General features: G+C 68.9%; 26 protein-coding genes. 7 read left to right on the plus strand and 19 right to left on the minus strand.

Annotation, left to right across the window (positions count from 1 at the left end; genetic code table 11):
• Positions 1-37 precede the first annotated feature (37 nt).
• Positions 38-310: a hypothetical protein gene (locus tag QMK34_RS02120; protein ID WP_326410766.1), complete on the plus strand. Its 273-nt coding sequence runs from the start codon at positions 38-40 to the stop codon at positions 308-310.
• Here QMK34_RS02120 and QMK34_RS02125 read toward each other — a convergent pair.
• From QMK34_RS02125 to QMK34_RS02140, 4 genes are all read right to left on the minus strand, one after another.
• Positions 286-735 carry an SRPBCC family protein gene (locus tag QMK34_RS02125; RefSeq protein ID WP_326410769.1) on the minus strand — a complete coding sequence of 150 codons (450 nt, stop codon included), beginning with the start codon at positions 733-735 and terminating at the stop codon, positions 286-288. The two genes, QMK34_RS02120 and QMK34_RS02125, sit on opposite strands and share 25 nt — an antisense overlap.
• Positions 732-1,421 carry an anti-sigma factor family protein gene (locus QMK34_RS02130; RefSeq protein ID WP_326410771.1) on the minus strand — a complete coding sequence of 230 codons (690 nt, stop codon included), beginning with the start codon at positions 1,419-1,421 and terminating at the stop codon, positions 732-734. The genes QMK34_RS02125 and QMK34_RS02130 overlap by 4 nt, the downstream gene beginning before the upstream one ends.
• Positions 1,418-1,969: a sigma-70 family RNA polymerase sigma factor gene (locus tag QMK34_RS02135; protein ID WP_326410773.1), complete on the minus strand. Its 552-nt coding sequence runs from the start codon at positions 1,967-1,969 to the stop codon at positions 1,418-1,420. Before QMK34_RS02135 ends, QMK34_RS02130 begins: the two co-directional genes overlap by 4 nt.
• Before the next feature lie 149 nt (positions 1,970-2,118).
• Positions 2,119-2,637, minus strand: a complete 519-nt coding sequence (locus tag QMK34_RS02140) for a COG4315 family predicted lipoprotein (RefSeq protein WP_326410776.1) — start codon at positions 2,635-2,637, stop codon at positions 2,119-2,121.
• 194 nt (positions 2,638-2,831) lie between these two features.
• Between QMK34_RS02140 and QMK34_RS02145 the strand changes: the two genes are divergently transcribed.
• Positions 2,832-3,491 (plus strand): fibronectin type III domain-containing protein, encoded by a 660-nt coding sequence (locus tag QMK34_RS02145; RefSeq protein ID WP_326410778.1) that lies wholly within the window; start codon positions 2,832-2,834, stop codon positions 3,489-3,491.
• A 4-nt stretch (positions 3,492-3,495) separates the two neighbouring features.
• Here QMK34_RS02145 and QMK34_RS02150 read toward each other — a convergent pair whose 3' ends face one another.
• The 3 genes from QMK34_RS02150 to QMK34_RS02160 all read right to left on the minus strand — a co-directional run bounded on the left by QMK34_RS02150 (position 3,496) and on the right by QMK34_RS02160 (position 8,172).
• The gene (locus QMK34_RS02150; protein WP_326410780.1) at positions 3,496-3,897 is read right to left on the minus strand and encodes a hypothetical protein; all 402 of its coding nucleotides are present in this window, start codon (positions 3,895-3,897) and stop codon (positions 3,496-3,498) included.
• 87 nt (positions 3,898-3,984) lie between these two features.
• A complete protein-coding gene (uvrA, locus tag QMK34_RS02155) occupies positions 3,985-6,840 on the minus strand; it encodes an excinuclease ABC subunit UvrA (RefSeq protein ID WP_326410782.1) in 2,856 nt (951 codons plus the stop codon).
• 87 nt (positions 6,841-6,927) lie between these two features.
• Positions 6,928-8,172: an acyltransferase family protein gene (locus QMK34_RS02160; protein WP_442785086.1), complete on the minus strand. Its 1,245-nt coding sequence runs from the start codon at positions 8,170-8,172 to the stop codon at positions 6,928-6,930.
• A gap of 125 nt (positions 8,173-8,297) precedes the next feature.
• Here QMK34_RS02160 and QMK34_RS02165 point away from each other — a divergent pair, with 125 nt between their 5' ends.
• The 3 genes from QMK34_RS02165 to QMK34_RS02175 all read left to right on the plus strand — a co-directional run bounded on the left by QMK34_RS02165 (position 8,298) and on the right by QMK34_RS02175 (position 11,591).
• Positions 8,298-8,975: an MBL fold metallo-hydrolase gene (locus tag QMK34_RS02165; protein WP_326410787.1), complete on the plus strand. Its 678-nt coding sequence runs from the start codon at positions 8,298-8,300 to the stop codon at positions 8,973-8,975.
• A gap of 130 nt (positions 8,976-9,105) precedes the next feature.
• Positions 9,106-10,356: an ATP-binding protein gene (locus QMK34_RS02170; RefSeq protein ID WP_326410789.1), complete on the plus strand. Its 1,251-nt coding sequence runs from the start codon at positions 9,106-9,108 to the stop codon at positions 10,354-10,356.
• A gap of 131 nt (positions 10,357-10,487) precedes the next feature.
• Positions 10,488-11,591: a hypothetical protein gene (locus QMK34_RS02175; protein ID WP_326410792.1), complete on the plus strand. Its 1,104-nt coding sequence runs from the start codon at positions 10,488-10,490 to the stop codon at positions 11,589-11,591.
• Between the two features lie 64 nt (positions 11,592-11,655).
• Here QMK34_RS02175 and QMK34_RS02180 read toward each other — a convergent pair whose 3' ends face one another.
• The 5 genes from QMK34_RS02180 to QMK34_RS02195 all read right to left on the minus strand — a co-directional run bounded on the left by QMK34_RS02180 (position 11,656) and on the right by QMK34_RS02195 (position 16,081).
• The gene (locus QMK34_RS02180; RefSeq protein ID WP_326410794.1) at positions 11,656-12,060 is read right to left on the minus strand and encodes a type II toxin-antitoxin system VapC family toxin; all 405 of its coding nucleotides are present in this window, start codon (positions 12,058-12,060) and stop codon (positions 11,656-11,658) included.
• A 111-nt stretch (positions 12,061-12,171) separates the two neighbouring features.
• The gene (locus tag QMK34_RS47655) at positions 12,172-12,282 is read right to left on the minus strand and encodes a hypothetical protein (protein ID WP_442785087.1); all 111 of its coding nucleotides are present in this window, start codon (positions 12,280-12,282) and stop codon (positions 12,172-12,174) included.
• Between the two features lie 241 nt (positions 12,283-12,523).
• Positions 12,524-14,692, minus strand: coding sequence for a xanthine dehydrogenase family protein molybdopterin-binding subunit (locus tag QMK34_RS02185; protein ID WP_326410796.1), 2,169 nt, complete (start codon positions 14,690-14,692; stop codon positions 12,524-12,526).
• The gene (locus QMK34_RS02190; RefSeq protein ID WP_326410798.1) at positions 14,692-15,642 is read right to left on the minus strand and encodes an FAD binding domain-containing protein; all 951 of its coding nucleotides are present in this window, start codon (positions 15,640-15,642) and stop codon (positions 14,692-14,694) included. The genes QMK34_RS02185 and QMK34_RS02190 overlap by 1 nt, the downstream gene beginning before the upstream one ends.
• Positions 15,629-16,081, minus strand: a complete 453-nt coding sequence (locus QMK34_RS02195; protein ID WP_326410800.1) for a (2Fe-2S)-binding protein — start codon at positions 16,079-16,081, stop codon at positions 15,629-15,631. The genes QMK34_RS02190 and QMK34_RS02195 overlap by 14 nt, the downstream gene beginning before the upstream one ends.
• Before the next feature lie 215 nt (positions 16,082-16,296).
• Between QMK34_RS02195 and QMK34_RS02200 the strand changes: the two genes are divergently transcribed.
• A complete protein-coding gene (locus QMK34_RS02200) occupies positions 16,297-16,869 on the plus strand; it encodes a TetR/AcrR family transcriptional regulator (RefSeq protein WP_326410802.1) in 573 nt (190 codons plus the stop codon).
• Between the two features lie 38 nt (positions 16,870-16,907).
• Here QMK34_RS02200 and QMK34_RS02205 read toward each other — a convergent pair whose 3' ends face one another.
• The 7 genes from QMK34_RS02205 to QMK34_RS02235 all read right to left on the minus strand — a co-directional run bounded on the left by QMK34_RS02205 (position 16,908) and on the right by QMK34_RS02235 (position 25,378).
• Entirely contained in the window at positions 16,908-17,498 is a 591-nt protein-coding gene (locus QMK34_RS02205) for a DUF7711 family protein (RefSeq protein ID WP_326410804.1), read from the minus strand.
• A gap of 56 nt (positions 17,499-17,554) precedes the next feature.
• Complete coding sequence (locus QMK34_RS02210; RefSeq protein WP_326410806.1) at positions 17,555-18,763, minus strand: endonuclease; 1,209 nt, start codon at positions 18,761-18,763, stop codon at positions 17,555-17,557.
• Between the two features lie 151 nt (positions 18,764-18,914).
• Entirely contained in the window at positions 18,915-22,052 is a 3,138-nt protein-coding gene (locus QMK34_RS02215; RefSeq protein WP_326410808.1) for a helicase HerA domain-containing protein, read from the minus strand.
• Complete coding sequence (locus tag QMK34_RS02220; RefSeq protein ID WP_326410811.1) at positions 22,049-22,672, minus strand: hypothetical protein; 624 nt, start codon at positions 22,670-22,672, stop codon at positions 22,049-22,051. The genes QMK34_RS02215 and QMK34_RS02220 overlap by 4 nt, the downstream gene beginning before the upstream one ends.
• Before the next feature lie 53 nt (positions 22,673-22,725).
• Entirely contained in the window at positions 22,726-23,799 is a 1,074-nt protein-coding gene (locus QMK34_RS02225; protein WP_326410813.1) for a hypothetical protein, read from the minus strand.
• Positions 23,796-24,320: a DUF4365 domain-containing protein gene (locus tag QMK34_RS02230; RefSeq protein WP_326410815.1), complete on the minus strand. Its 525-nt coding sequence runs from the start codon at positions 24,318-24,320 to the stop codon at positions 23,796-23,798. The genes QMK34_RS02225 and QMK34_RS02230 overlap by 4 nt, the downstream gene beginning before the upstream one ends.
• Before the next feature lie 233 nt (positions 24,321-24,553).
• Positions 24,554-25,378: a DUF1684 domain-containing protein gene (locus tag QMK34_RS02235; RefSeq protein WP_326410817.1), complete on the minus strand. Its 825-nt coding sequence runs from the start codon at positions 25,376-25,378 to the stop codon at positions 24,554-24,556.
• A 191-nt stretch (positions 25,379-25,569) separates the two neighbouring features.
• Between QMK34_RS02235 and QMK34_RS02240 the strand changes: the two genes are divergently transcribed.
• Complete coding sequence (locus tag QMK34_RS02240; RefSeq protein WP_326410819.1) at positions 25,570-26,220, plus strand: hypothetical protein; 651 nt, start codon at positions 25,570-25,572, stop codon at positions 26,218-26,220.
• Positions 26,221-26,244: the final 24 nt, after the last annotated feature.

Genomic DNA, 26,244 nt, shown 5'->3' on the forward strand with positions numbered 1-26,244 from the left:
GCTTGTACAGGGGAAACACCGTCATGAAGGGGAGATCATGCCCGAAAACGTCCGTTCACGACCGCTCGCACTGGTCTTCGCGGCCCGGCTCACCACCCGCTTCGGCGCGCGGCCGGTACTGGTGACGGGCCTGGCCGTGGTCACCGACGCGCTCGTCCTGCTCGCCAGGGTCCCGGCCGACGGGAGCTACGGCGTGGACCTGCTCCCGGCGCTGGTGCTGCTGGCCGCCACGGTCGTCGCGGCGACGGTGCTGCGACGACGTCCGGTACCCGAGATCGAGCAGCGTCAGCTCTGCGCCACGGCGAGGTAGCTCCGCAGTCCGCGCTGGCCACGGCGCATCATCAGCGCGTGGTTGGCGCGGAACAGCGGCCGCCCGATGACGTCGAGCCGGCGCAGCAACGGTTTGGTCGCCGTCACCTCCTGGGTGATCTCGAGGCTGGTGTCCCGGCCTGCCCCCAACACCCGGCCGGCCAGCACGCCTTCGAGGTCACCGCTGAGCCGCACCCGCATCAGCCCGGCCCGTTCGTCCTGCTCGTCGCGATGCATCCGCAGCACCAGCGCGTACGGCAGGCGGGACCGGCAGACCAGCTCGGCGGTGTCCTCGTCGACCTGCCGGACCGACCGCACATCGGACCACCATCGCGGATACTCGGCCAGGTCGACGACCGCGCCGAAGACCGCCGACGGCTCGGCGGCGAGCGACCAGACGCTGCGGAACCGGTACAGCCCGCTCATGCCGTCGCCGAGACCAGTTTCCGGCCGTCCATGGTCACCACGTCGACGGATTTGACCTCGTCCGGCGCGATCAGTGCCGAACCGTCGAGGCCGGTGCCCTCACGCTCGCCCTTCGCCGAGACCAGCCAGCTGCCCGCGACGACCGACTCACCGCTCTTCGAGACGACCAGGACCTGGCATTTCTCGCCCTCCCGGACGCCTTCGACCGACAGATGCAGCTTCACCCAGCCCGCGGCCGGTGTCAGCCGGACGGCCAGTTGCGCGCCGGTGGCGTCGTCGATGGCCTTCAGGTCCTTCCCCGGAAGCGGGGCGCTCGTGGACGGCGGCGGGAGCGCGACGTTCGACGGCGCTGTCTGCCTGCCGACGAGGATTCCCGCGCCGAGTGCGACGACGACCAGAGCGGCGGCACCGGCGACAGCCAGAAACCTGGACTTCCGGGGTTCCTCCGCCCGGACCCGGCGCAGGGTGCGCTGCAGCAGCAGCTCCCCGCCCTCCGGCGGCCCGTCGAGGAACGCCTCCGGTGGCACTTCGTCGAGCTCGGCGCGCAGCTGCCCGAGCTCGTAGACCTCACGGCGGCATTCGGCGCAGGTGACGAGATGGCGCTCGAACTCCGTGGCCTCCGCCGAATCGAGCGCGCCGAGGACGTAGGCGCCGAGCCGGGCGTGTCCGTGTTCCACCGCACTCATCGCACTGCCTCCCTTCCGCTGCCCGACATCGCGGCCCGCAGGGCGCGCAACGCGTAATAGGACCGGGATTTCACGGTACCCGCGGCGACGCCCAGTCTCTCGGCGGCTTCCGCCACGGTCCGTCCCCGGTAGTAGATCTCCACCAGTACTTCCCGATGTTCGGCCGACAGGCCGTCCATCGCGCCCAGCACCGCCATGGAGTCGACCACGCCCTGGGCGTGATCACGCTCCACGGCCGGGGTCGGGACGCCCTCCGGGGGCTCCGCGACCTCGTGTGGCCGGGACGCTCTGGCCCGTGCGCGGTCGGTGATGATGTTGCGGGCCACGGTGAGCAGCCAGCCGCGCACCGAGCCCTTGCCGTCGGTTTCGAGGTCGTCGGCGTGTTTCCACGCCCGGACCAGCGTCTCCTGAACCACATCTTCGGCCGCCGCGCGATCGCCGGTCAACCTGGTCGCGTAGGCGAGCAGGCTCCGTCCGTGCTCGGTGTACAAGTGCCGGATCAGGTCTTCGCCCTTGGCCTTTTTGGGCCGCCAGCCTCCGATCGCCACCCGCGTCCTTCCGCCGGTCGTGTGGGTCGGCGAGGACGTTACTGCAAGGCGGAGGGTGAACGGTGATCGCTGGGCCCCACCGGCCACGATCGAACTGCTCATCAGCGATCGCCTCTCGCTGTGCCGGGGATGGACGCTCGTGTCCGGGCTCAGTAGCCGTAGCCGCCGTCGGCGGGCGCCTGCGCGGCCTGGACGGCGGCCTTCTTCCCCTCCGGGGTCGCGGCGAACCAGGTCTGGTTCACGCCCTGGCCGTTGGTCTGACCGGGTGCGGTGTCCTTGGCGAAGGTGTAGAGCGGCCAGCCGGCGAGGGTGAGCTGCATGGTGCCGTCCGTGCGGGTGATCACGGCGACGAGGTTCTGGTCGACGCCCTGCACGGTCGCCGCGCCGGAGCCGGCCACCGCGGGCGGCCACATCGCGACGCACTGACCGTCGCAATGGGACACGGACGGCTTGGCGGTGTCCTTGTCGAAGCGGTACAACGTCTTCCCGGCGGAATCGGTGACGACCTTGCCGAGGTCGCCGACGTCGGCGGCGACGAGCTGCGCGCCACCGGCGGCCGGGCCCGGCGCGGCCGGAGCGGCCGAGTCCGAGGTGCTGCCGCACGCGGTCAGGAGCGCCAGACCGGCGAACGCCGCGGCAGAGGCGACGGCGAGGCGAGTAGGGTTCACGGTGGACCTCCGAGGGAGTGAGCGGGTCCCGCGGTACTTCGCGGTGACACCCTCAACACGGAAGCCCGGCCCGAACGGTTCATCCGGGTTCGGACTGCTCGGCGGTCCCGCTCACCGGCACACTCTTGTTCGATCACCCGCCGCGCTCGTAGGCTCACCCGCACCTCCGCCGCCGGAACGACAGGAGGTCGCCGATGTCGAAGCCGCTCGCACCGGCCTGGGGCCCGCTGGCCATGGTGGCGCTGTTCGGCGTCACCGCCTGCACCTCGCCGCCGCCCGCGCCGCCATCCGCTCCCCCGCCGCCGACAGCGGGCTTCACCGCCACCCTGGTGTCGCCGACGGACATCGTGCTGCGCTGGCCGGACGACGACTCCGGCGTCGCCGGGCGGATGGTCGAATACGCGACAGCGCCCGAGGGCCCGTTCACGACGTTGCAGTTCCTGCCCGCGCGCCAGAGCAGCTACACCCACCCGGACCTGATCCCGGAGACGCCGTTCTACTACCGGCTGCGGCCGTTCTCGGGCCCGGTCACGGACCCGATCGAGGTGGGCGCCTCGCCGGGCGGCTCCGGTGGGGACCCGGCTGCGCCGGGAGACCCGCTGGCCGTGATCATCGACAGCAACGACAACGTGCGCTTCACCTGGACCGACCGCGCACAGGGCGAAAGCGGCTACCTGCTCGAAGTGCGCAAGCCCGGCTCGGCCGAGTTCGTCCCGGTCGAGGTCGCCGATCCCGACAGCACGTCCAGCGTGCTGGCCGAACTACCGGACGAGCATGGCGCGGCTTACCGGATCCGCGCCTTCTTCTACGGCCCGCAGTCCCCCGTCGTGCACCAGACCACCGGCAAGGACTGACTGCTCAGGACGTCTCGGGATAGAGCAGCCGCGCTCCGCGCAGGACTTCCGCCCGCAACCGGTCCGCCGGTTCGTCCGGGTAGGCGATGACCGGGTCACTGAGCATCGCGATGGCCTGTGCCGCGCGGATGCGCTCGCGCAGATCGGGATCCGGGCCCGCGACCACCCGGTTGGCCTGCGTCATCAGCTGGGGAAACCGGCGGATGACCGCGTCCTGCACCGCGAGCGCCAGGTCGGAGACCAGGTTGTTGCGCAGGACGTACCGGTGCTTCAGGTACACGTCGAGCACGCGCTCGAGGACGTCCCACCGGCTACCCGGCTGCTCGATCGCCGCCTGGAAGTCGTCCAGGAAGGGCTCGGCGAGCGCGCCGAGGATGTCCGACTTCGCCGGGAAGTGGTAGAGCACCGCGGTCTTGGTCAGGCCGAGCTGTAACTGCCCCTGAAGGCCACCTTCACGGCGTTTTACGCCGTGAAGGGGGCCTTCAGGGGCTTCTCAGGCGAGGACCTGCTTCAGGAACTGGCCGGTGTGGCTCTCCTCGACCGTCAGCAGGTGCTCCGGGCTGCCCTCGGCGACGACCATGCCGCCGCCGGAACCGCCCTCGGGGCCCATGTCGATGACCCAGTCCGAGGTCTTGATGACGTCGAGGTTGTGCTCGATGACGATCACCGAGTTGCCCTTGTCGACCAGCCCGTTGATCACACCGAGCAGCTTGCGGATGTCCTCGAAGTGCAGGCCGGTGGTCGGCTCGTCGAGGATGTACACCGTCTTGCCGGTGGACCGCTTCTGCAGCTCGCTGGCCAGCTTCACGCGCTGGGCCTCACCGCCGGACAGCGTCGGCGCGGGCTGCCCGAGCCGGACGTACCCGAGCCCGACGTCGGCCAGCGTCGCCAGGTGCCGGTGGATCGCCTTGATCGGCTCGAAGAACTCGGCGGCCTCCTCGATCGGCATGTTGAGGATGTCCGCCACCGTCTTGCCCTTGTAGTGCACTTCCAGGGTCTCGCGGTTGTACCGGTCGCCCTTGCACACCTCACACGGGACGTAGACGTCCGGCAGGAAGTTCATCTCGATCTTGATCGTGCCGTCACCGGCGCAGGCCTCGCACCGGCCGCCCTTGACGTTGAACGAGAACCGGCCCTGCTGGTACCCGCGGACCTTCGCCTCGGTGGTAGAGGCGAACAGCTTGCGCACGTGGTCCCACACGCCGGTGTACGTCGCCGGGTTGGACCGCGGGGTGCGGCCGATCGGCGACTGGTCGACACGGACCAGCTTGTCGACCTCGGCGAGCCCGTTGATCCGCGTGTGGCGGCCCGGCACCTGGCGGGCGCCGTTGAGCTTGTTCGCCAGCACGGTGGCCAGGATGTCGTTGACCAGCGTGGACTTGCCCGAGCCGGACACGCCGGTGACCGAGACGAGGCAGCCGAGCGGGAACGCCACGTCCAGCGAGCGCAGGTTGTGCTCGCGGGCGCCGACCACGGTGAGCTGCCGCTTCTTGTCGATCGGCCTGCGCAGCGCCGGGACCTCGATCTTGCGGCGGCCGGCCAGGTAGTCGCCGGTCAGCGATCCCTTGGCCTTCAACAGCTTCTTGTACGGTCCACTGTGGACGATGTGGCCGCCGTGCTCACCGGCGCCGGGGCCGATGTCGACCACCCAGTCGCTCGAGCGGATGGTGTCCTCGTCGTGCTCGACGACGATCAGCGTGTTGCCGAGGTCGCGCAGCCGGGTCAGCGTCTCGATGAGCCGGTGGTTGTCCTTCTGGTGCAGCCCGATGGACGGCTCGTCGAGCACGTACAGCACGCCGACCAGGCCGGAGCCGATCTGCGTGGCGAGCCGGATGCGCTGCGCCTCGCCGCCGGACAGCGTGCCCGAGGCACGATCCAGCGAGAGGTACGTGAGGCCGACGTCGAGCAGGAACCGCAGGCGGGCCTGGATTTCCTTCAGCACGGCGCCCGCGATCACGGTCTCGCGCTTGCCAAGGGTCAGCCCGTCGAGGAACTCCGACGCCTCCGAGATGGACAGCGCGCAGACCTCGGCGATCGACCGCTCGCCCTTGGTGCCATGTTCGAGCGTGACCGCGAGGATCTCCGGCTTGAGCCGCGTGCCCTGGCAGACCGGGCAGGGCACCTCGCGCATGTAGCCCTCGTACCGCTCGCGCATGTACTCGGACTCCGTCTGCTCCTGACGGCGCTCGAGGAACGGGATGACGCCCTCGAAGTTCGCGTAGTAGGAGCGCTGGCGGCCGTAGCGGTTCTTGTAGCGGACGTGGACCTGCTCGTCGACGCCGTGCAGCACCGCCTTCTGGATCTTGGCGGGCAGCTTGCGCCACGGCATGTCCATCCGGAAGCCGATGGTCTCCGAAAGGGACTCGAGCAGGCGGATGAAGTAGTCGGCGCTCTGGCCGCCCGCCCACGGCGCGATCGCGCCCTCGCCGAGCGACAGCTCGTCGTCGGGGACCACGAGCTCCGGGTCGACCTCCTTGCGGATGCCGAGGCCGGTGCACTCGGGGCACGCGCCGTACGGGGCGTTGAACGAGAACGACCGGGGCTCGAGGTCCTCGATGGCCAGCGGGTGGCCGTTCGGGCAGGCGAGGTTCTCGGAGAAGCCGCGGATTCGGTGCGGGTCGTCCTCGGCCAGGTCGACGAAGTCGAGCTCGATCAGGCCGTCCGCGAGCCGCAGCGCCGTCTCGACCGAGTCGGTGAGACGCTGGCGCGAGCTCGACTTGACCGACAGCCTGTCGATCACGACGCCGATCTCGTGCTTCTCCTGCTTCTTCAGCTTCGGCGGGTCGGTGAGCTGGTGGATCGTGCCGTCCACCACCACCCGCGCGTAACCCTGCTGCTGCAGGTTCGCGAACAGGTCCTGGTACTCCCCCTTGCGACCGCGCACGACCGGGGCGAGCACCTGGAAGCGGGTGCCCTCGTCCATCTCGAGCACCTGGTCGACGATCTGCTGCGGGGTCTGCTTGCTGATCGGCTCGCCGCACTTCGGGCAGTGCGCCTTGCCCGCCCGCGCGTAGAGCAGCCGGAGGTAGTCGTAGACCTCGGTGATGGTGCCGACGGTCGACCGGGGGTTGCGGGAGGTCGACTTCTGGTCGATCGACACCGCGGGCGAGAGGCCCTCGATGAAGTCGACGTCCGGCTTGTCCATCTGCCCGAGGAACTGCCGGGCGTACGCCGAGAGTGACTCCACGTAACGCCGTTGTCCCTCGGCGAAGATGGTGTCGAAGGCGAGACTCGACTTGCCGGACCCGGACAGGCCGGTGAATACGATGAGGCTGTCGCGGGGCAGGTCGAGATCCACGCCGCGCAGGTTGTGTTCGCGGGCGCCGCGAACAACAAGGCGATCAGCCACGCCAGGGTCCCTTCAGAGTTCATTTTGCGTCATCAAGCTTGAAGCGCGCCGCGGCGTCGAACGAGTGCACGGGCGGCTGCGGTCATGCTAGGACGCACCACCGACAGAAACCGGCGCCACGCCTTCCACCTGCGACGGAGCGGCACCTGGAGCACCTTCGGCCACCGGTTCGGCGGGAACCGGACGGCCCCGCCGTGCGGTCAGGACCCGATGGACAGGACGCTCCACGAGCTTCGTGAGCAGCCAGCCGCCGAGCACCGCCGCGCCCAGCACCGCGACCAGCCGTAGCCAGCCGGGGACACCGCGATCGAGCAGCACCCTCGCCAGGATATAACCGAGCTCCTGGTGCACGAGATACAGCCCGAACGAAATTCCGGCGATCCAGGTGATCACCGGCCTGAGCCGCCGGACGAAAGGCACATCCCAGTCCGGCCCGCGCGCCGCCAGGCAAACCAGGATAAGCATGACCGCGAACCCCACGATCGAGGGAACCCGTTCCGGATCGATCGGCGTCGGGTGGTGCAGCGGGAACATCTGGAGGTCCTGCGCGGCGACGGTGGCCACGAGCAGCAGGCCCAGGTGCCAGGTCGGCAGTCGGCGCTGCGCCCAGAACCAGGCGGCGACGCCGAACGCGAACGCGTTCAGCCGGTGCAGCCCGAGCCCGAAGAAGATGTTGTTCAGCGCCGGCGGGATGGTCTCCGGGGTGAACACGACGAACCGGATGACCACGGGCACGGCGATGAGCGCCCACAGCAGGACCACGACCCGGCGGTCGGTGCGCCACCGGCGCGGCCACAGCAGCGCCGCCGCGGTGAAGGCCATCAGCTGGACCGGCAGTGTCCAGTAGGAGCCGTCGAGGTACTGGAAGTCGAACGACCACGCCTGGATCATCGTCAGGTTGGCGAACAGGTCCAGCCCGGTCGGCGTGTACCACGGCACGGGTCCGGCGTTCAGGGCTTCCGAAGGCACGCCGAACAGGAAGCCGCCGATCCCGCCGGGGAGGGCCTGCCCGTTAAACAACGTGACCGCGTACCGGGTGACCACGTAGGTGAGCAGCACCGCGACCAGGTACACCGGTACGAGCCGCGCGACCCGGCTCCACAGCCAGCGGCCGGGGGAACCCTTGCGCAGGCTCGCGCAGACGAAGTACGCGGAGATGGTGAGCAGGATCGACGCACCGAACTGAGCTGTCACCCGGAAGGGGTACCCCGAGAGCTCGGGATGCAGCAGGGCCGACTGGTGTGTGACGTGTCCCAGCATCACCGCGACGATGGCGACGACCCGGAGGATGTCCCAGCTGATCCGGCGCGGGGTGCGCTGCCCGGTCGGCACTGCGGAGTTCGGCACGGTCGTCCTGTGGCTCGGCGGGGAGGGGGACTCGCGGAGCCTACGTGCCGAGACTGAGAGCCGGATGTGTGGGTGGAACCGCTTGCAGGGAAACGACTACGGTGTGCCAGGTGAACATCGTCGAGAACTACACCGGCCACGTCGAGCCGGGCGGCGACGCCGCTCGGCGGACGCTGGACGCGCTCACCGTCACCAAGTTGTCGGTCGGGCCGATGGACAACAACGCGTACCTGCTCGTGTGCCGCGACGGGAACGACGCGCTGCTGATCGACGCGGCCAACGACCCCGAGCGCATCTCCGACCTGATCGGCCACGGCCCCGACCGCCCCGCGCTCCGCACGGTCGTCACGACCCATCAGCACCAGGACCACTGGCAGGCGCTGGGCGCGGTCGCCGGCGCCAACGGCGCCAACACCGCCGCCCACCCCCTCGACGCCGGGCCCCTCCCGGTGCCGCCGGACTTCCTCGTCGAGCACGGCGACACGCTGACCGTGGGCGAGGTCACCCTCGAGGTGATCCACCTGCGCGGCCACACCCCCGGCTCGATCGCCCTGCTCTACCGCGACCCGGCGGGCCACGGCCACCTGTTCACCGGTGACTCCCTGTTCCCAGGCGGTATCGGCCGGACGACCTCGCCGGAGGACTTCGCGTCACTGCTCGACGACGTGTCGACGCGGCTCTTCGACGAACTGCCGGACGACACGTGGGTCTACCCGGGCCACGGCGACGACACCACCCTGGGTGCCGAGCGGCCGAAGCTCGCGGAGTGGCGCGAACGCGGCTGGTGACTTCCCCGCGCAGATACCGTCCAGATGACCACCAACATACCGTCCAGATGACCACGTTGTTACCGACCAGATGACCACCAACATACCGACCAGATGACCATTGATCTTGCCAATAGGGCACACTGTCACCATGCCTCAGCCCTACGACTTGATCCCACGCCGCGCCGAGTCCCTGGTTCACGAGGCGCTTGAGGACACGCGCGTCGTCTTGGTCAATGGAGCTCGCCAGGCCGGCAAGAGCACGCTGACCAGACTCGCCACCGGCCGCCAGCCGACGGTTATCCGCCTGCTCGACGACCCGGCGACGTTGCGTGCGGCTCAAGACGACCCGACGGCATTCGTAGAGCACGACAGTCTCATGGTCATCGATGAAATACAGCTGGTCCCAGAACTTCTGCAGCCGATCAAAGTGTCGGTGGACCTGGATCCGACACCCGGCCGCTACCTCCTGACGGGCTCATCGCGGATCCTGGCCTTGCGAACCCTCCCCGACGCGCTGCCCGGCCGTATGGAGGTGATCGAACTATGGCCGTTCTCCCAGGGAGAGATGCATGGAGCACCCGACCGGTTCGTGGACACCGCATTCCGGCACGGCCCCGAGATCGACCACTCATCAGAACTGCGCCGCCGCGACTACCTGGAACGCCTTGTGGTGGGCGGCTTCCCCGAAGCCACGCGTCGCACCCCTCGCCGCCGAACTGCCTTTTTCGACTCGTACCTGTCAACCTTGATCGAACGCGACGTCCTGGAACTGGCGAGCATCGAGCGTCGCGGCGACTTGCTCAAACTGATCGCACTTCTTGCCGGGCGTGCCGGGGGGCTACTGGAACCATCATCGCTTGCCGCTCAGTCCGGTATCCCCAGAACCACCCTGATTCGCTATCTTGAATTGCTGGCGTCGGTCTTTCTCATCAAGAGTGTCCCCGCCTGGGCCACCGGCCAAACTCGGCGTGCGGTAGGCACACCGAAACTTGCGTTCGTAGACACCGGTATCGCATGTCACCTCATCGGCCAAGACCCAGGGCGGCTGGGCGAGCCCAGCGGAGCCGCAGGATCGATGATGGAGAACTTCGTGGTGATGGAACTGGCCCGCCAGCTCACCTGGTCCGAGGAGCGCGGACGGCTGTACCACTACCGTACCAAGGACAAGCAGGAGGTTGACGCGGTCATCGAGACGCCTGACGGCAGGGTGATCGGCGTGGAGGTCAAAGCGGGCGCGACAGTGCGCACCGAAGACCTCACCGGCTTGCGTAATCTCGCCAACCACCTCGGCGATCGATTCGTCGCCGGGTACGTGTTCTACACCGGCCAGCAGACTTTGCCGTTCGGAGGCAAGATCAAAGCCCTTCCTTTGGACGCACTCTGGAGCCTCACTCCATAGTCCCGCCGAAGCAACATCACCGGTATTCACCGCTGACGCGATACTCTGTTCCCTGGCGGCCGAAACTCGCGGAGTGGCGCGAACGCGACTGGTGAGGTGGCCGGGACCCTCGCTGGATGGGACACTGAAGCGTGGATCTTGATCACGCGCGGAAGATCGTCGGTTCGTACGCCCACCTGCACGGAGAAAGCAGTGACGGACTCGTCCGCCGCGTCATGAACGCACCGGGCTTCGTCAATCCCGGCAAGCCTCTGTCCTCGGCCAGCAGTTTGGAACAAGGTGTGGTGCTTCGACCGATCGAAGCACTACACCAACTCGCTTATGCGACAGCGTCCCACTACCAAGACGATGTGCTCGAGATAGGGATCGCGTTCGGCGGCCTCTTGGCTCGCCGGTGGTTCGCTTGGACTGGAGCAGGCCGCGCCCCCGTCAGCATCGTCGACGTGGATGTAGCATTGGATGGTCGCTATGTTTTCGCTGGCGGAGCGCGACGCCCAGTGCGGAAAATCGGAAAATATCGCCCCGACTATCTCCTTATCGCCGCTGATCCCCAAGCCCGCGGCAATTACCGGATCCGCACGCTCGAATGCAAGGGAACCAAAAACCCCAGTACCGCTATTAAACAGCTCGGAAAGGCAGTCCAGCAACTCGACGGCATCACCGTCGATGGGAGAATTCTCCCTGGCCTCGCCACTTCCATAATCGCCTCCAACGACGCGCTTTCGTACCTCGCGATCGATCCCGCCGACGGGGAAGAGCCAGCATACGAAGTCAACTCGGCCACGATCGATGAGGCTCGCCACTTTCGATTACGAGAAGACACCGGGGATCTGCCATCACTCGCGCTCGCAAACGCTGCGGTGAGCGCATCGTGGGCGATGCTCGCCGACTTCGGCGGCAACTTCACCGCACTCGAACACTGGGTGCCCGACGTCATGCGCACCCGACTCACGCGTCGCCCGCGAGATCGTGAGCACTTTGACACGCCATTCGGAAGAGCCGTCGGCACCAGCGTCACGTTCAGTTTCGCAGGAAGGCAGGTCACCGCCAGGAATGCGATCAGCGAAGCTGTCGACCTGGAACTCGGTCAGGACACAGCCGAACGTGTCATCGAATCTCAGGCCAGATTCGCCGAACAATTACCCCAGCCTGAATATCAAGTGGGGCTGGACGACTCGAACGAGTTTTACTCGGCTACGACCGACGGATCGATCTTCTCGCTGAGCTTCCGATAGGCCATCGCACTCTCCCACGCAGCGCCGACCAACGGAGCCAGGTCGCGGGTCAGATCGAAGCCGTTCAGACGGCGATGACCTCGATCATGCTGTCCAGCCCTTTGAAGTCGTCTGCGTTTCCGGTGTAGAGCGGCAACTCTCGCGAGGACGCGATGGCGGCGATCATCAGATCCATCCGGCGAGGCCGCGGGTCCCGCTTCGCCACGAGAACCAACGCAACCAATGTCCCATAGCGGGCGGCCGCCTCACCGTCGAACGGCAGCGGCGCGAAGTCGACGATGGCGGCACCGAGCTTCTCGGTACGCGCCGCACGGACAGCGGCGTCCTTCGCCACCACCACCCCCTGATGCAACTCAGCCATGGTGATGGCGGTGAGTTCCGGAATCTTGGGCAGCGCCACAGGGTCGAGCAGACCAAGGTCGAGGTAAGTGCAGGTGTCGAGCACACCTGTCTCATGACGCTCAGCCACGGCTTCGACTCCACGGATCATCGGCGCCAACACGGTCCTCGGCGCCGAGGAACTCGTCTGCTTCCTCGCACATCCGGACAGTATCCACTGGGGGCAGCTTTCGGTGTCGCTCTACCAACTCCTCAGCGGTAGGGCGACGCCTGCGCGGTATCGCCGCAACTCGGCTACCTCCACACCATTGCGAGTGACGTGGTACGTCTCACCTGCCTCGACTCCGTCCATGACGGCAGCAGAGTTGTTGCGGAACTCCCGCTGAGTGATCACCTTCACAAAGCAGCTGGTGATCCGCACGTGTTTCCACTGCAAAACCGTCTACCCAGTACTCGGGCTACGCCTGGGACTGCGAGCACTGGCACGAAAGACCCGCAGTCCCCTGATCGCCCGGCCGACGACGAAGAATGGCCTCGATCCCCTGTGGGAGAAGGGATCGAGGCCATCCGTTACGAGAATCCCAAACGCGGCGCTAGACCAGCAGGTCCTCGATCGTGATGGGGATGTGCCGGACGCGGACGCCGGTGGCGTTGTGGATGGCGTTCGCGACCGCCGCCGCCATGCCCACCATGCCGATCTCGCCGACGCCCTTGGCCCCGAGCGGGTTGTGCAACGTGTCCGGGTATTCCACGAACTCGACCTCGACTTCGGGGATGTCGGCGTTCACCGGGAGCAGGTAGCCCGCGAAGTCGCCGTTGGCCAGCCGTCCGCTCTCCTCGATCTCCAAGCCCTCGTGCAGGGCCGAGGAAACTCCCCAGATCATCCCGCCCGCGATCTGGCTGCGAGCCGTCGTGGCGTTGATGATGCGGCCCGCGTCGAACACACCGAGCATGCGGGACACGCGAGCTTCGCGCGTCCACTTGTGCACACGGACCTCGCAGAACTGCGCGCCGAAGGAGCAGAACGAGTGCTTCGTCAGCTCCTCGCCGGGCGCCGACGAACCGATCGCGGAGATCGACGGACGGTCCAGTGCCCGCAGGAGCTCGCCGAAAGGCATCGCCCGGCCATCCGTGAACACGCGACCGTCCGCGTAGGAAACCTCCGCGCCCTCGAACGGCGCGCCCGGGGACGAGGCCAGTGCCAGCAGGGCGTCGATCACCTGTGACGCGGCGACCATGATCGCCGAGCCCGCGCTGGCGGTGGCCGTCGATCCGCCGGACATGCCGCCCGGCGGGAAGGCGGAGTCGCCCAGCCGTGGGGTGACCCTGTCTTGCGCGATGTCGAGTGACTCGGCGCCCACCAGGGAAAGCACCGTCAGCAGGCCGGTTCCCGGGTCCGCGCCGCTGGTCGAGACCACGGCCGTCTCGTCGTCGCGCAGGGTGACCTCGATCGAGGCCGGGAAACGGAGCGCGGGGAACATGGCCGTGGCCATCCCGACGCCGACGAGCCAGTCGCCGTCGGTGTGTCCCCCGGGCGTGCGGTTCGCCCAGCCGAAGCGGGCCGCCCCGACGCGGTAGCACTCGTCGAGGTGCTTGCTCGACCAGAGCAGGTCGTTGCCGGGAGGCGCGGTCGAGTTGTTCTTCAGGCGCAACTCGATCGGGTCCATGGTGAGCGCGATCGCCAGCTCGTCCATCGCGCTCTCCAGCGCGAAGGAACCCGGCGCTTCGCCCGGCGCCCGCATGAAGGTGGTCGGCGGGACGTTCAGCGGCACCATTTTCTGGCTCAGCGCGAGGTTCTGGGTGGAGTACCACTCCTTCGAGGTGCCGTGCGAAGTCGGCTCGACGAACGAGCGGTCCACCGGGGTGGAGCACCACGAGTCGTGGCGCACCGCGACCAGCGAGCCGTCCGCGGTGGCGCCGAGGGCGATCTTCTGCACCGTCGCCGCGCGGGTCGCGGTGGCGGTGAAGACCTGCTCCCTGGTCAGCGCGACCTTGACCGGCCGCTCGTGGATCTTCGCCGCCGCCGCGGCCAGGAACGCCGCGACGGACGTGCGGGCCTTGCCACCGAAGGCTCCGCCCACGAACGGGTTGACCGAACGCACCGACGCGATATCCACGTCCAGCGCCGCGGCCAGGTCCATCGCCTGGAGGTTGGACCCCTGGTTACCGCTGTACATCGTCAAGACGCCGGAGTCCCACACCGCGACAGCCGAATGCGGTTCCATCGCGGCATGGGCCTGCGTCGCGGTGGAGTAGGTGGCCTCGACCACCACGGGACTGGCCGCGAGCGCGTCCTCAATGGACTCGACACCGGGCGCGAGGACATTGAGCGTCGAGGACCCGCCATCCCTGCCCGGTGCGTCCTCGGCGGACGCGAGCCCGTCCTGCAGGGAGGTCAGGGCCGGACGCTGGTGGTAGGAGACCTCGACGGCCATCGCCGCGTCCCTGGCCTGCTCGAAGGTCTCCGCCACCACGAGGCCGATCGGCTGCCCGTAGTACACGACTTCCTTGTCCTGCAAGGGAACCCAGGTGTCACCCAGCATCTGGCCGGTCGGCGTCCGCAGCTCCAGCGGGTCGAAAGGCGAATACACGCCAAGCACCCCCGGCGCGCTCCTGGCCGCCGTCACGTCCATGCCCCGGATCTCGCCGTTGGCGATCGTGCTGACCACGACGCAGCCGTACGCCATGCCGGGAAGATTGTGGTCCAGCCCGTACCTGGCCTGACCGGTGACCTTCAGCGGGCCGTCCAGACGACTGGGCATCAGCGACTCCCCTCGATCAATGCGCGGACCACGGTCCGCTTCAGCAAGGACACCTTGAACTCGTTGCCGGACAACGGCTTAGCCCCTTCGGCCGCCACCGAGGCGGCGGCCTCGAACGTCTCCAAAGTCGCGGGCGCACCGCGCAGCGCGGCCTCGACCGCGCCCAGCCGCCACGGCCTGGTCGCCACGCCGCCGACGGCGACCCTGGCGTCGACGATGTGCGAGTCCCGGATGTCCATCGCGACCGCCGCGGAGCACAGCGCGAACTCGTAGGACTGCCTGTCCCGCACCTTGACGTAGGTGGAGCGCTGGGCCCAGTCCAGGCGGGGAACCACGATCTCGGTGATCAGTTCACCGGGACGCAGGTCGTTCTCGACCTCCGGGGTGGCACCGGGCAGCCGGTAGAAGTCGGCCAGCCGCACGGTCCGGGTGCCCGAGGCGCCGGTCAGCCGGATCTCGGCGTCCAGCGCGACCAGTGCGACGGCGACGTCGCTGGCGTGGGTGGCCACGCACGAGTCGCTCGTGCCCAGCACGGCGTGCATCCGGTTGGCCCCCGAGACGGCCGAGCAGCCGCTGCCGGGTTCACGTTTGTTGCAGGCCGTGCCGACGTCGCGGAAGTAGCCGCACCGGGTGCGCTGCAACAGGTTGCCGCCGAGGCTGGCCATGTTGCGCAACTGCTGGGAAGCGCTCAGCAGCAGGGCGCGGGAGATGGCCGGGTACACGCCGGGGTGCTCGGCGACGTCGCTCATCCGCTCCAGTGCGCCGATCCGCAGGCCGTCGCTGGTGTCGATGCCGCGCAACGGCAACGCGTTGATGTCCTGGACATGCCGGGGCGTCAGGACGTTGAGCTTCATCAGGTCGACAAGGGTGGTCCCGCCGGCGAGGAAGGTCCCCGGCGAGGCGAGGGCGGCTTCGACGGTCTCTGGCGCCGTCAGCTCAAAGGGTCGCATCGGCCCGCCTCGCCTGTTCGACGGCAGCGACGATGTTCGGGTAGGCCGCGCACCGGCAAAGGTTGCCGGACATGAACTCCCGGACGTCCTCGACGTCCTGCTCGACCGCCGCGACCGCCGACATGATCTGGCCGGAGGTGCAGAACCCGCACTGGAGTGCGTCCCGGTCAAGGAAAGCCTGCTGAACCGGGTGCAAGCGCTCCCCGTCGGCCAGTCCGTCCACAGTGGTCACCGGCCGCTTCACGGTCGCGGCCAGGGTGAGGCAGGCGAGTACGGGCCTGCCGTCGACGTGCACGGTGCAGGCGCCGCACTGACCGCGGTCGCAGCCCTTCTTCGGGCCGGTGATGTCGAGGCGCTCACGGAGCGCGTCCAGCAGCGTCACGCCGGGGTCGACGTTCAACTGTTCTTGCCTGCCATTGACTTCGAGGGTGATGTTCACCAAATCTCTTTCCCGCAGACCGCTCGGAACGTCCACAACGGACACAGATGACGTCCGGGCCGGGCCCGTCGCCGAGCGAAACCGGACATCCATCCGGGTATAGTTCGACGCTACCGGATTCTTATCCGCTTCGCAATCATGGAGTAACACCAGCTCCGCCGCCGGGTGCACTACATTCACCTGGGCAAACCGCGGCACGTCACCAGGGAGGGACGATGACGGTCAATCCCCGGCGCGCGGACACGCGGCGCAACCACGAGCGCATCCTCGCGGCGGCGCTGGAGTCGCTGACCGCCTCGGGCGAGCTTTCGTTCAACGCCATCGCGAAGAAGGCGGAGGTGGGCGTCGGCACCGTGTACCGGCATTTCCCCACGCAGGAGGCACTGGTCCTGGCCGTCTACCGGCGCGAGGTACAGCACCTCGTCGACGTCGTGCCGATCCTGCTCGACACGAACACGCCGGAACAGGCCTTCCGGACGTGGACCGGCCACCTGGCCCGCTACATGATGACCAAGCGGGGCCTGGCCAACGCCCTCCTCACCGGCACGACCTCCCGGGAGGAACTGTTCGCCAAGGCCTACGAAACCATGCTCCACGCGGTGTCGACCCTGCTGGAAGCCAACGTCCGCGCCGGCTCGGTCCGCGCCGACCTGGATCCGGAGACCGTGCTGCGCGCGCTCGGCGGGCTGCTGCACCTCAGCCCCCAGAGTGACTGGCGGAGCCAGACGGCGAGTCTCACCGACCTGCTCTGGTCCGGCATGTGCGCGGACAAGGGCGGCGGGAGCTGAGGTCCCCCTGGCTGCCTGTGTTGCCGCGAGGCGCCTGATCACTCACCGCGCTCGCCGTCCACCAGGTCGACATAGCCGTTCGTGGCTTCCCAGAGCGGGTCGGAGACAGCGGTGAGCTTGCCCGGCTTCCACCGGCGCTCCTCGTAGGTCCGGGTCCGTTCTCGCACCGCCTTCAGGCTGACGGCGATGTCGTCTTGCTGCCGGGCGCGGAACTCGTCTTCGGACGGCGCGGGGGCCCGCACGTCCTCGCCCTTACCGGCGCGCAAGGCGTCGAGGACGTCCTCGGCGAGGCCGGTCTCGTGGTCCCAGAACTGGGCGGGCCGGTCGAGCCAGTGGTTCCAGACCGGCGCGTGCGCCGAGCGCCACAGGGTGACAGCCGGCATCTTCGCGGCGCGGGTGCTGTACTCCCAGTGCTCCGCGCCCCGGGGTTTGGTCAGCCAGGCCACTTCGTCCACCGGCAGGTCGACGACCACCCCGACGGTGACCCACGCCAGGTCGTCCTGTGGCTTTCCGAGGATCTCCCACGCCGCCCACAGCTGGGTCACCGGGAGCGTGTACGACGAGTCGGCGACCTGGTTCGCGGCCAGTGCCAGGTCCTTCAGGGTGCGTATCGCGGTCGCCCATTTCATGCGCCGATGCTCCCACCAGGCCGCCGCGCACGGGAAATCCGGGTGGTAGCGCCGCTTCAGTTCCAGATCGAGTTAACCCAGTCGGGACGGTCGATGAACGGGTTGCGGTTGTGCTGGTAGACGTCGTAGATCACCTGGTTGCGGTGCTGTTCGAAGGCGTCCGGCGGGTCCTGGGCGTTCCACTGGCGCAGCACCGACAGGCGGCCGATGTAGGGCGCGGAGCCGTTGTTGACCTTGTCGTCGACCTCGAGGTCGGGGAAGCCGTCGCCACCCTCGTAGCGCACGGCCATGTAGAAGATCATCCGCGCGACGTCACCCTTGTAGGCGTTGGACGGCTCCCAGGAGTCGGCGTCGGTGTAGCTGCCGGGCGCGTCCGCGACCGCGGTGCCGCCGTTGTCGAAGTCCTTGTTGCCGCGCTCCCCGTTCACCGTCACGTTGGCGGGGCGCAGGTGGTGCAGGTCGGTGCCGGGCCCGGTCGCGGTGCCGAAGTCGCCGTGCGACTTCGCCCAGACGTGCTCGCGGTTCCAGTCGTTCACCCCGCCGCCGTTGGAGGTCTTGCTCTGCGAGACGCCGGTGTAGAACAGCAGCACGTCGGCGGCGTTGTTCGGATCCTGGTCGGTGACCTTCAGCGCGTCCCAGACCTGGTCGTAGGTGATCTTGCTGTTGGTGCTGATGATCTGGTGCAGCGCGGTCTTGAGCGCGGCGCCGGTCTTGCCCGCCGCCGGGCCGTAGTAGTCGCCGGGCGCGGGCGTCGTAGTTGGCGGCGTGGTGGTCGGCGGCGTGGTCGGCGGCGCGGTGGTGGTCGTGGGCGGCGGGGTGCTGGTCGGCGTGCCCGACGCCGGGGTGAACGCCGTCGGCGAGGTGAGGCCCGCGTGCGCGAAGTAGGCACCGAGCGGTCCGGTGACGTCGAGCTGGCGGCCCATCAGCGACGGATTGCTCTTCAGGCCGTACGCGGCGCGGAACGCCGCGGTCACCTGGACGTAGACCATCCGGCTGATGCTGGTCTCGGCCGCGGTGTCCGCGAGGGCGAGGGCGGTGTCGCCGGGGAAGTTCGACCGGACGACCGTGCTGGTCGCGGTCGGCTGCCCCACGACGTAACCGCGGACAGTGGCCGCCGCGCCGTTCTGCTGGCCGATCGCCTGGGCGACCGTGATCGGCGACGCGGCGGTGGCAGTGCTCGGGGCTTGCAGGACGAACGCCACCGCGGCGATCGTGACCACCAGCAAGGCCAGCGGTTTCCAGGGGTTACGACGGGCGACGGGCACGGGCGATTCCTCTCCCCAACGTCCGCACGCCCACGATCGAAGATCGTTATCGTTGACACAGCGCGCTTTTCACGCACACGTTAGGGTGAAGCCTGCACCAAAAACAGCCACCATCGTATGAATTTCCGACGTCAGACGTGGTCAGGCGTGGTCAGGTCCGCCGCGCTCGGTCGAGCACCTCCTCGGTGGTCAGCGGGCCACGCGGGTGATGACTCAGCGACATCGGGACGCGGACCTTCTGGAACGCGATACCCTCACCGGTGACGTAGAACTCCCCCGGCGGCATCCGCCCGAGGTCGTAGAGGTCCCTGCCCTTGTTGCGGGCCAGGTTCCGCGCCGCGTCGATATGCGTCGAATGGCTCAGCAGCCCGAAGAACTGGGTGGTCGCGCTCCCCGAGATGCGGTTGTGGACCGCCTTCGGCGACTGGGTCGCGAGGACCAGCCCGAGGCCGTACTTCCTGGCCTGGGTGGCCAGCCGGATGCTGCTCTCCGTGCTCGGCGTGCTCCCGGCCGACGGGGCGAGTTCGTGCGCCTCGTCCATCACCAGCAGGCCGCCGAGCGGGCGATCCCGCGCCGGATGCCGCTTGACCCAGGCGAACAGCTCCATCTGCAACTGGTTGACGAAGCCCTGCTTCTCCTTCATCGAGGGCAGCCCGTCGAGGCTGATGACCGACACCCGGGCCGTCTTGTCCGGCGGCGGGGTGAGCAGCATCCCGGGATCGACCGGGTGGTCCGTCTCACGCAGGAACGGGTCGTTGATCCTGGCCGCCCGGAGCGATTCCGCGATCTCGGCCGCGAACATGGCAGCGCCGGAGAGCTCGCACACCCCGTCCGGCAGATCGGTGAGGACGCCGATGAGCGCGTCCAGGCTCCGGCCGCCCGACCTGCCGAAGTAGGTCACCGTCTCCTTCAGCACCGCCCGGCCGAGTTTCGCCTTCCTGCTGTTGCCGCCGACCCCCGCGCTCGGGGTGAGCGAGGCGACCGCCGCGCTGACGGCGAACTCGAACTCGTCGGCGTCGTCCGAGGCGCCGGCGAAGTCGGGCAGTGGCGGGAAGGTGAGCGGGCGGCCGTTCGCCCGTCCCGGCGTCCAGATCACGACGTCGGTGTCGCTCAGGTACTTCCTGGCCTTGACCTCGTCCCCGTCGAACCAGAGATCCGACGGCTCGGGCCAGGGATCGCCGAGCAGGGCGAGGTCGTTGTTCATGTCGAGCACGATGGACGACACGCCCAGCAGCGCGCTCTCCTCGACGATCCGGCGCAGCAGCACCGTCTTCCCCGAGCCCGGCCCGGCGAAGACCACGACGTGCTTGCGCAGCGACTCGAGCTTGACCCGCACGCTCGCGCCGTCCGCGACGAGCACCCCGATCGGCACCATGGGGACCTCGTCCGGCTGCGGCTCCACCACCGGCTCGGGCACCTCCCGCGCCACCACGGCTTCCGGTGCTTCGACGACCGGGCGGGGTAGGACGGTGGTGAACAGCTCGGTCCCGCTGGCGGGCCGCCGGTCGTCGAGCCAGTCGTAGAGCCCGGGCCGGTGTTCCTCGAACATCTGCCGCAGCGCGCTGAACGTCCTGAGGTCGTCTTCGGTGATCGGCACGGAACAGCCACCGGCCGCCTCGACGTCGTCGAGACGCTTTCGGGTGGCGACCCCCTTGGACCACGGGATGTTCCGGATCAGCACCAGCCTGCGGCCCGTCACGCCGAGCCGGCAACCCGAGGCTTCGACCGCTTTCTTGAGCCTGCTGGCGGCAGCGGTGCCGTTGGGATTGCCGACCGCGCGGAACGACCAGTGCTCCTCGTCCTCCAGCTCCTCGTCGATGGTCTGCCGCAGCCGCGCGTGCAGCGGGGCGACCTTGCCGACCTGGGGAGGGTCCACCGACCAGCTCAGTGCCGGACCGTGTTCCGCGATCCACGCGGTGAGCCCGGCGGACAGCAACAGCGGCATCAGGCCGTTCTCCTCGGCCGGGTCGAGCGGCGCGGTGGCGTCGGCGGCCAGTTTCAGCTCCTCGAACCGGGCGTCGAACCGGTCGAGGTCCTCGCCGGAGGGCAGCGACAGCTGGCCGGAAAGCTCGCCCGACAACGGCAGCGCCTCGACCGCGTCCTCGGTGAAGCTCGCCAGCTCCCGCACCTCCCCGCCGCGCAGGCAGGTGTCGACGTGCTTGCCGATCCGGTTGAGCAGCGCGCGCGGGGTGAGCTGCTTGACGTCGTCGAACGCCGACGGGATCACCGGCCAGGTCGGGTACGGCGGCTCGAAGCCGATCCTGTCGTAGGTCCTGGCGAGCCAGGCCTCGACCAGCTCCTGGCCGATCCGGGCCTCCGGGATGCGGGACAGCGGCGGGGTTTCGGTGAACCGGTCGGGAACGGAGTTGACCGCCTTGTGCTTGATCAGGTCCCAGGACTGCGGGAGACAGGCGACCACGGTCACCGTCCGGCGGGTTTCCTCCCGCAGCAACATGAGCCCGTCGGAGATCAGCGCTATCCGCTGGTCGACGGTGTCGCTGTCCGAAGAGCCGCTGATCGCCGTGGTCGCCTTGGTCGACAAGGTGACCAGGGTGTCGATCTGGTCGACCGCGATGATGCTCGGACCGGTCAGCGCGAGCAGCTTCGAGACGTCGGCCACCACCCGGCGGGGCTCGTGCGGCTGGGCGCGAAAGCCCCATTTGGCCCGGTCGCCTGGCGCCATCTCGTCGGAGGAGGTCAGATAGTCGGCGCCCACGTTCGCGTCCCTGACGTTCGGCGAGGCGGTCAGCGCGAGTGCCCGCGCCGCGTCCTGGCACTCCGTGCCGACCCGCCGGTCGAGGCGTTTGATCGCGCCGACCAGCTCGTCCAATGTGTCCGGCGTCAGCCGCACCACGCCGGTGACGGCGTCAGTGAGCGCGGGTGACAGGCCCGTCGCGGTCGCGAGCCTGCGCAGGAAGGTGTCGAGCTGGCTGAGCCCGTCCTCGCCGTCCTGGGCGAGGCCGCTCTGCAGGGTTTCCACCATCTTCGGCCAGAATCCCGCGCTGTCGTTGAGATTGCTGAGGAAGAAGTAGCCACCCTCCCGGCGCACCTGCTGGCGGAACCAGCCGAGCAGATGCGTCTTGCCCGCACCGCTGCGGCCGTTGAGCACCACGCCGGTCGGGCTGGAGCCGGTGCTGTCCCGCGCGTCCTTCAGGCTCCTGGTCAGCACGCGCTGCGCCTCGAGGTGCAGACCGGCGACGTGGGCCTGCGTCGAGTTCCAGACGTTCTCCTGGGTGAGCGTGGTGTCGAGCCGCAGTTCCGCCAGTGCCTCGCGCTGTTGCTCGGTCATGAACCGTCCATCGAGATCAGGTGGTTTTGCTCGCCACCGATGGTGATCGCCGCGGCGTGGTCCTTCGCGGTGAGGGTCTTCCGGTTGGCCTCCGGGATGATCGTGACCTCCGGGGTGCCGTCGAGCCGGAGCAGGACCTCGTCGACCTCGACCCGCGGTGACCCGTCGAGCAGCGGACGCAAGTCGGTCAGGCTCACCCACGCCTTCGGCCGCTCCGCCAGCTCCTCGTAGGCGGCGCGGATGCGGCCTTCCAGGTCGGGCGGCAATGGAGCGGTGACCTTGAAGACGTCGGCGATCTCGAACCCCTGGCGCAAGACGAACGCGGCGAAAGCGGCCAGCGCCTCGTGGAGCCCGCGGTCCAGCAACCGCGAGCCTGCGGGCGGGGTCGCGGAGAATTCCTCGACACAGCGCTTCCAGCCGAGGCCGGTGAGCGCGTGCCGGTAAGACCTCCCGTGCAGGCGGCTGGTGACCAGCTTCTGCTCGTTGAGGGCGCGCCGGACCGGCCCGGTGATCGTGAAGTTCCGCTTGTCCTTCAGCTCGGGGTTCGACACCTCCTGCCCCTCCAGCATCAGGGCGAGCAGTGCCGCGCGCTGCGCGACCCCCAGTGTGTTCTCCGCCATTTCCGCTACTCCCAATCCCTTGCTCGTGTCCGTGTGGTCCGTGGAAAAAGAGGTCAGCCAGCCAGGACCTCGAACCCGTCGGCGCCGGCGACCAGTTCGGTCCGGCGGCCGCGGCCCGCCAGCTCGCCCCGCGCCCGGACCGGCCTGCCCTCGCGCTGGGCGGCGATCGCGGCCTCGTAGGCGGCGCGACCGGGCAGCCGCACCCAGACGGTCCGGCGCCCGCCGCCCGCGGCGGGCAGGTCGCCACGGACCTCGATCGACCAGTCGTCGTCACGGGACAGGTCCTGCCGCAGGCTCCGCACGAGTCCGGTCACGGTCACGGTGTCGGCCTCGCCGAGCTGACGCAGCTGCTCGGCCGTGGTGCGGATGACCGCCCCTGCGCCCTCCGGAAAACGGTATGTGGCCTCGGGTTTCGGCGACGCCGAGCCGTTCGCCCAGCGGAAGCGGACCTCGAAGGCCGACTGCCCCTCGTCCCCGCCGAGCTCGGCGAGCGACTTGCAGAGGTCGGCCGAGATGCCCGCGGCGAGCAGGTCGCCGACGTCGGGCAGCTCCGGCGCCTCGCCGAGCGCCGACACCGCCGCCTGCAGCCCGGCGGTCACCTTCCGGCCCAGCGGCAGCTCGTCGCCGTCAGCGGTCTCGCCGAGCGGGACCCGGACCGGCAGCACGTAACTCCCTGCCCGCGCCGGACCCAGCTGGACCTGGGACAACAGCCGTTCGACAGCCAGCGGCGCTTCGCCGCGGAAGGACAGCCGAGGACCTTCCACCACCGAACGGGTGACCGCGCGCAAAGCGCCTTCGACGCCTTGCAGCACCTGGAGTCCCTGTCGCAGCGTGGCGAAACCGGACGGCAGCCCGACCGGGAAGACCCTGAACCACTGCGTGTCGGCAGGCGGCATGGTGAGGTCGTGGACGATCTCCTCGCGCGACCGCTGTTCGACCGCGGCGAGCACGTCCACGATCTCGCGCACGCGCAGCTCGCCGTCGCCCATGCCGTCACGGGCGGGCACGAGCACCTCTCCGTCGCCCAGCGACCAGATCGCGGCGCCGCGCCAGTGGTAGGGCTGCCGCTGCCAGCCGTTGTCGCGCAGGTAGCCGGTGATGCCCGCGACGCCCGGCCGGTCGGTCACGCGGTGCTCCTGGCCAGCAGTTCCACGGGGTGGATCAGGTTCAGCAGGCTCTGCGCGGTGAGCACGTTCGACGTCGGGACGCGCAGCGTCCGCCGCCGTCGGGGATCCGGCGTCTCGATCAGCGGTTCGTCCCGCAGCGAGTGGTAGTAGGCGAGGTGCCGAAGCAGCATTCCCTCGGTTTCGAACGTGACGTAGCCACCGCTTTCCGGCGGTGTCCGGACCATTACCAGAAACCGGGGAACAGTGAAATCGGCCCCGGCGAGACGATTGAAGTTGACCTCGTCCAGACCGGCGAAATGCCATTCCGCGCCACGCGGTGTGGCGCTGACCCTCGACCATGTCCTGACCTGCACCTCGACGCCGGGCGACGCCACCCCGCCACCTTTCCCCGGCAACCGCAGGCCCAGGTCGATCCCATCGTTTTCCAGGTCATAGCCGTACACGAGCAGCCCGGCGGCCGCGGCCAGCGCCCGGACGTAGGCCGTCGCGAACCGGCCCTGGTGATTCAGCACATCGAGCACACAACCTCCCCCCGGCTGCGGTCCGGACAAACACAGGGCGGGAGCCTACGCGTGGCCGTCTCCCGATGTCAGCACCTTGAACCCGGATGGACCACGCCGATAACAATCGGATATCGAAGGCTTTTTAATGATCGTTTATTTCACTGACATTTGCTGGACAAATAGCGGACAGATCATTGTCTTTCCGCTGGTTCGACGTGCTGGGCGCTTGCGGGCCCTTCCCGGGCGCAGCGTCACCGGCCGTCCGCGCCCCGTTCGTAGGGCAGCTTCTCCCCCGCCTCGACGGCGAACGGCAGGCGGTTGCCCGCGGGCGGCAGCGGGCAGGTGGCGTAGTCGGTGAACGCGCAGGGCAGGTTGGCCGCGCGGGTGAAGTCCAGCACGACCGTGCCGTCGGCGGCCGCGGCGGGCACCGGGAGCGACCGGTTCGCCGCGTAGGTGGTGACCCCGCTGGTGGCGTCGGTGAACAGGACGCTCAGCCCGCCGTCCTTGCCGTTGAACGCGGTGAGCGTGTGCTCGGCGCCGTCGTGCTCGAACCGCACCACCCCGGGCGCGACGTAGACGTGGCTCAGTCCCTCGACGACTGCGCCGACGGTGGTGGGCCGCGGCTCGTCGAACGGCTCGAACCGCCCGGTCAGCACCCATTCGGGGCGAGGTTCGTACGCGGGCACGCCGTGGAAGTCCCGCAGGACCGGGGCCGCCGGGTCGTGCACCCGGATGAGGTACCCCCCGCGGCGAGCGATCTCGATCTCGACCCCGCCCGCCGAGACCCGCGTTCCGGCGCCGCTGTTGACCAGCTCGATCCGCCGCACCCCGGTGAACGGCTCACCGTCGTGCTTCAGCTCGGCACCCTGGGTGTCGACGTGGGCGGCGTCCTGGTCCTGCCACCAGAGGCCGGGCAGCCCCGGGTACGTCCGCGGTGAGTCCTCGAGCCAGTCCAGCGAAACCAGCGCCAGCCAGCCGTACGGCTCGGCGAGGTCACGCTCTCGCTTGGCCTTCCACTCCCGCCACGCGCCGACGAACCGCGTCGTGTCCGCCGCACCTTGGAGATCCGTGCTCATCGTCGTTTCCTTCCCGTGCCCGGCCTGCCCTGTCCCGGGTGCCAACAACGGGGCCGGAGACCTATTCCCGCTCCCAGCCCGTGGAGGGCGGCGCAGGCTCCGCTGTTCGGGGGGATTTTGCCGCTGGCTCGTCCTTTTGACGGCGAGTGCGAGCAGGATCAACGGTCCGGACGGGGAGGGACGGGTAACCGATGGTGGATCAACCGCGCGACGACAAGGGGCGATGGAAGAAATCCGGCGTGGGGGTCGCGGCGGTGGCCACCGTCGGGGTGGTCGCGATCGCCGGGGGTGGCGGGCTCGGCGGTGCAGCCTCGACGGCCGACTCGGCCACGAGCTCCGGCAGTCACGGCAAATCCTCCGGCAAGTCCTCGGGCAAGGACGCCGCCCGGAAAGGTCAGCGGGACGCGGCCTGGCAGCGGATGGGACTCAAGGTCGTCAAAAAGGCACTCAAGCGGGAACTGCTGTGCTCGACGCGCTCGTTCGGCGAGGTCCAGCGGTTCTTCGTGCGGACGCCTTGCCGCAAGCTGGACCGGATGGTGCTGGCCATCGGCGACGGCGGCGGCAACACCGTCGTGGTGTCGATCGCCTGGGTGCGGATGGCCACGGCCGACGACGCCGCGCGGCTGAAGCGGCTGACCGACACCGACGGCACCGGCAACGTCTCGCCGCTCGGGGCCGCCGCGCTGGGACTGGCCGAGATCCGGTTCGACGGCCACCACTACGACTCCCGCCAGGACGGCTCCCTGGTCGTGATCGCCGAAGCCGCGCCCGCCGGTGGGCAGCCGGACAACGCGGCACTGGACGACGCGGCCGACGTCGCCGACGAGTTCCCGCCGCCCTGAACACAGGCACCCGATACGCTGGGA

Origin of the sequence: Amycolatopsis sp. H20-H5 (assembly GCF_035828755.1) — a bacterium.
Classification (GTDB): Bacteria; Actinomycetota; Actinomycetes; order Mycobacteriales; family Pseudonocardiaceae; genus Amycolatopsis.

Coding starts and splice junctions, on each gene's coding strand:
- QMK34_RS02240 (WP_326410819.1), top strand. CDS start 25,570: ATGGTGGATCAACCGCGCGACGACAAGGGGCGATGGAAGAAATCCGGC.
- QMK34_RS02120 (WP_326410766.1), top strand. CDS start 38: ATGCCCGAAAACGTCCGTTCACGACCGCTCGCACTGGTCTTCGCGGCC.
- QMK34_RS02170 (WP_326410789.1), top strand. CDS start 9,106: ATGCCTCAGCCCTACGACTTGATCCCACGCCGCGCCGAGTCCCTGGTT.
- QMK34_RS02205 (WP_326410804.1), bottom strand. CDS start 17,498: ATGAAATGGGCGACCGCGATACGCACCCTGAAGGACCTGGCACTGGCC.
- QMK34_RS02185 (WP_326410796.1), bottom strand. CDS start 14,692: ATGCCCAGTCGTCTGGACGGCCCGCTGAAGGTCACCGGTCAGGCCAGG.
- QMK34_RS02215 (WP_326410808.1), bottom strand. CDS start 22,052: ATGACCGAGCAACAGCGCGAGGCACTGGCGGAACTGCGGCTCGACACC.
- QMK34_RS02190 (WP_326410798.1), bottom strand. CDS start 15,642: ATGCGACCCTTTGAGCTGACGGCGCCAGAGACCGTCGAAGCCGCCCTC.
- QMK34_RS02130 (WP_326410771.1), bottom strand. CDS start 1,421: ATGAGTGCGGTGGAACACGGACACGCCCGGCTCGGCGCCTACGTCCTC.
- QMK34_RS02125 (WP_326410769.1), bottom strand. CDS start 735: ATGAGCGGGCTGTACCGGTTCCGCAGCGTCTGGTCGCTCGCCGCCGAG.
- QMK34_RS02145 (WP_326410778.1), top strand. CDS start 2,832: ATGTCGAAGCCGCTCGCACCGGCCTGGGGCCCGCTGGCCATGGTGGCG.
- QMK34_RS02220 (WP_326410811.1), bottom strand. CDS start 22,672: ATGGCGGAGAACACACTGGGGGTCGCGCAGCGCGCGGCACTGCTCGCC.
- QMK34_RS02235 (WP_326410817.1), bottom strand. CDS start 25,378: ATGAGCACGGATCTCCAAGGTGCGGCGGACACGACGCGGTTCGTCGGC.
- QMK34_RS47655 (WP_442785087.1), bottom strand. CDS start 12,282: ATGGACGGAGTCGAGGCAGGTGAGACGTACCACGTCACTCGCAATGGT.
- QMK34_RS02200 (WP_326410802.1), top strand. CDS start 16,297: ATGACGGTCAATCCCCGGCGCGCGGACACGCGGCGCAACCACGAGCGC.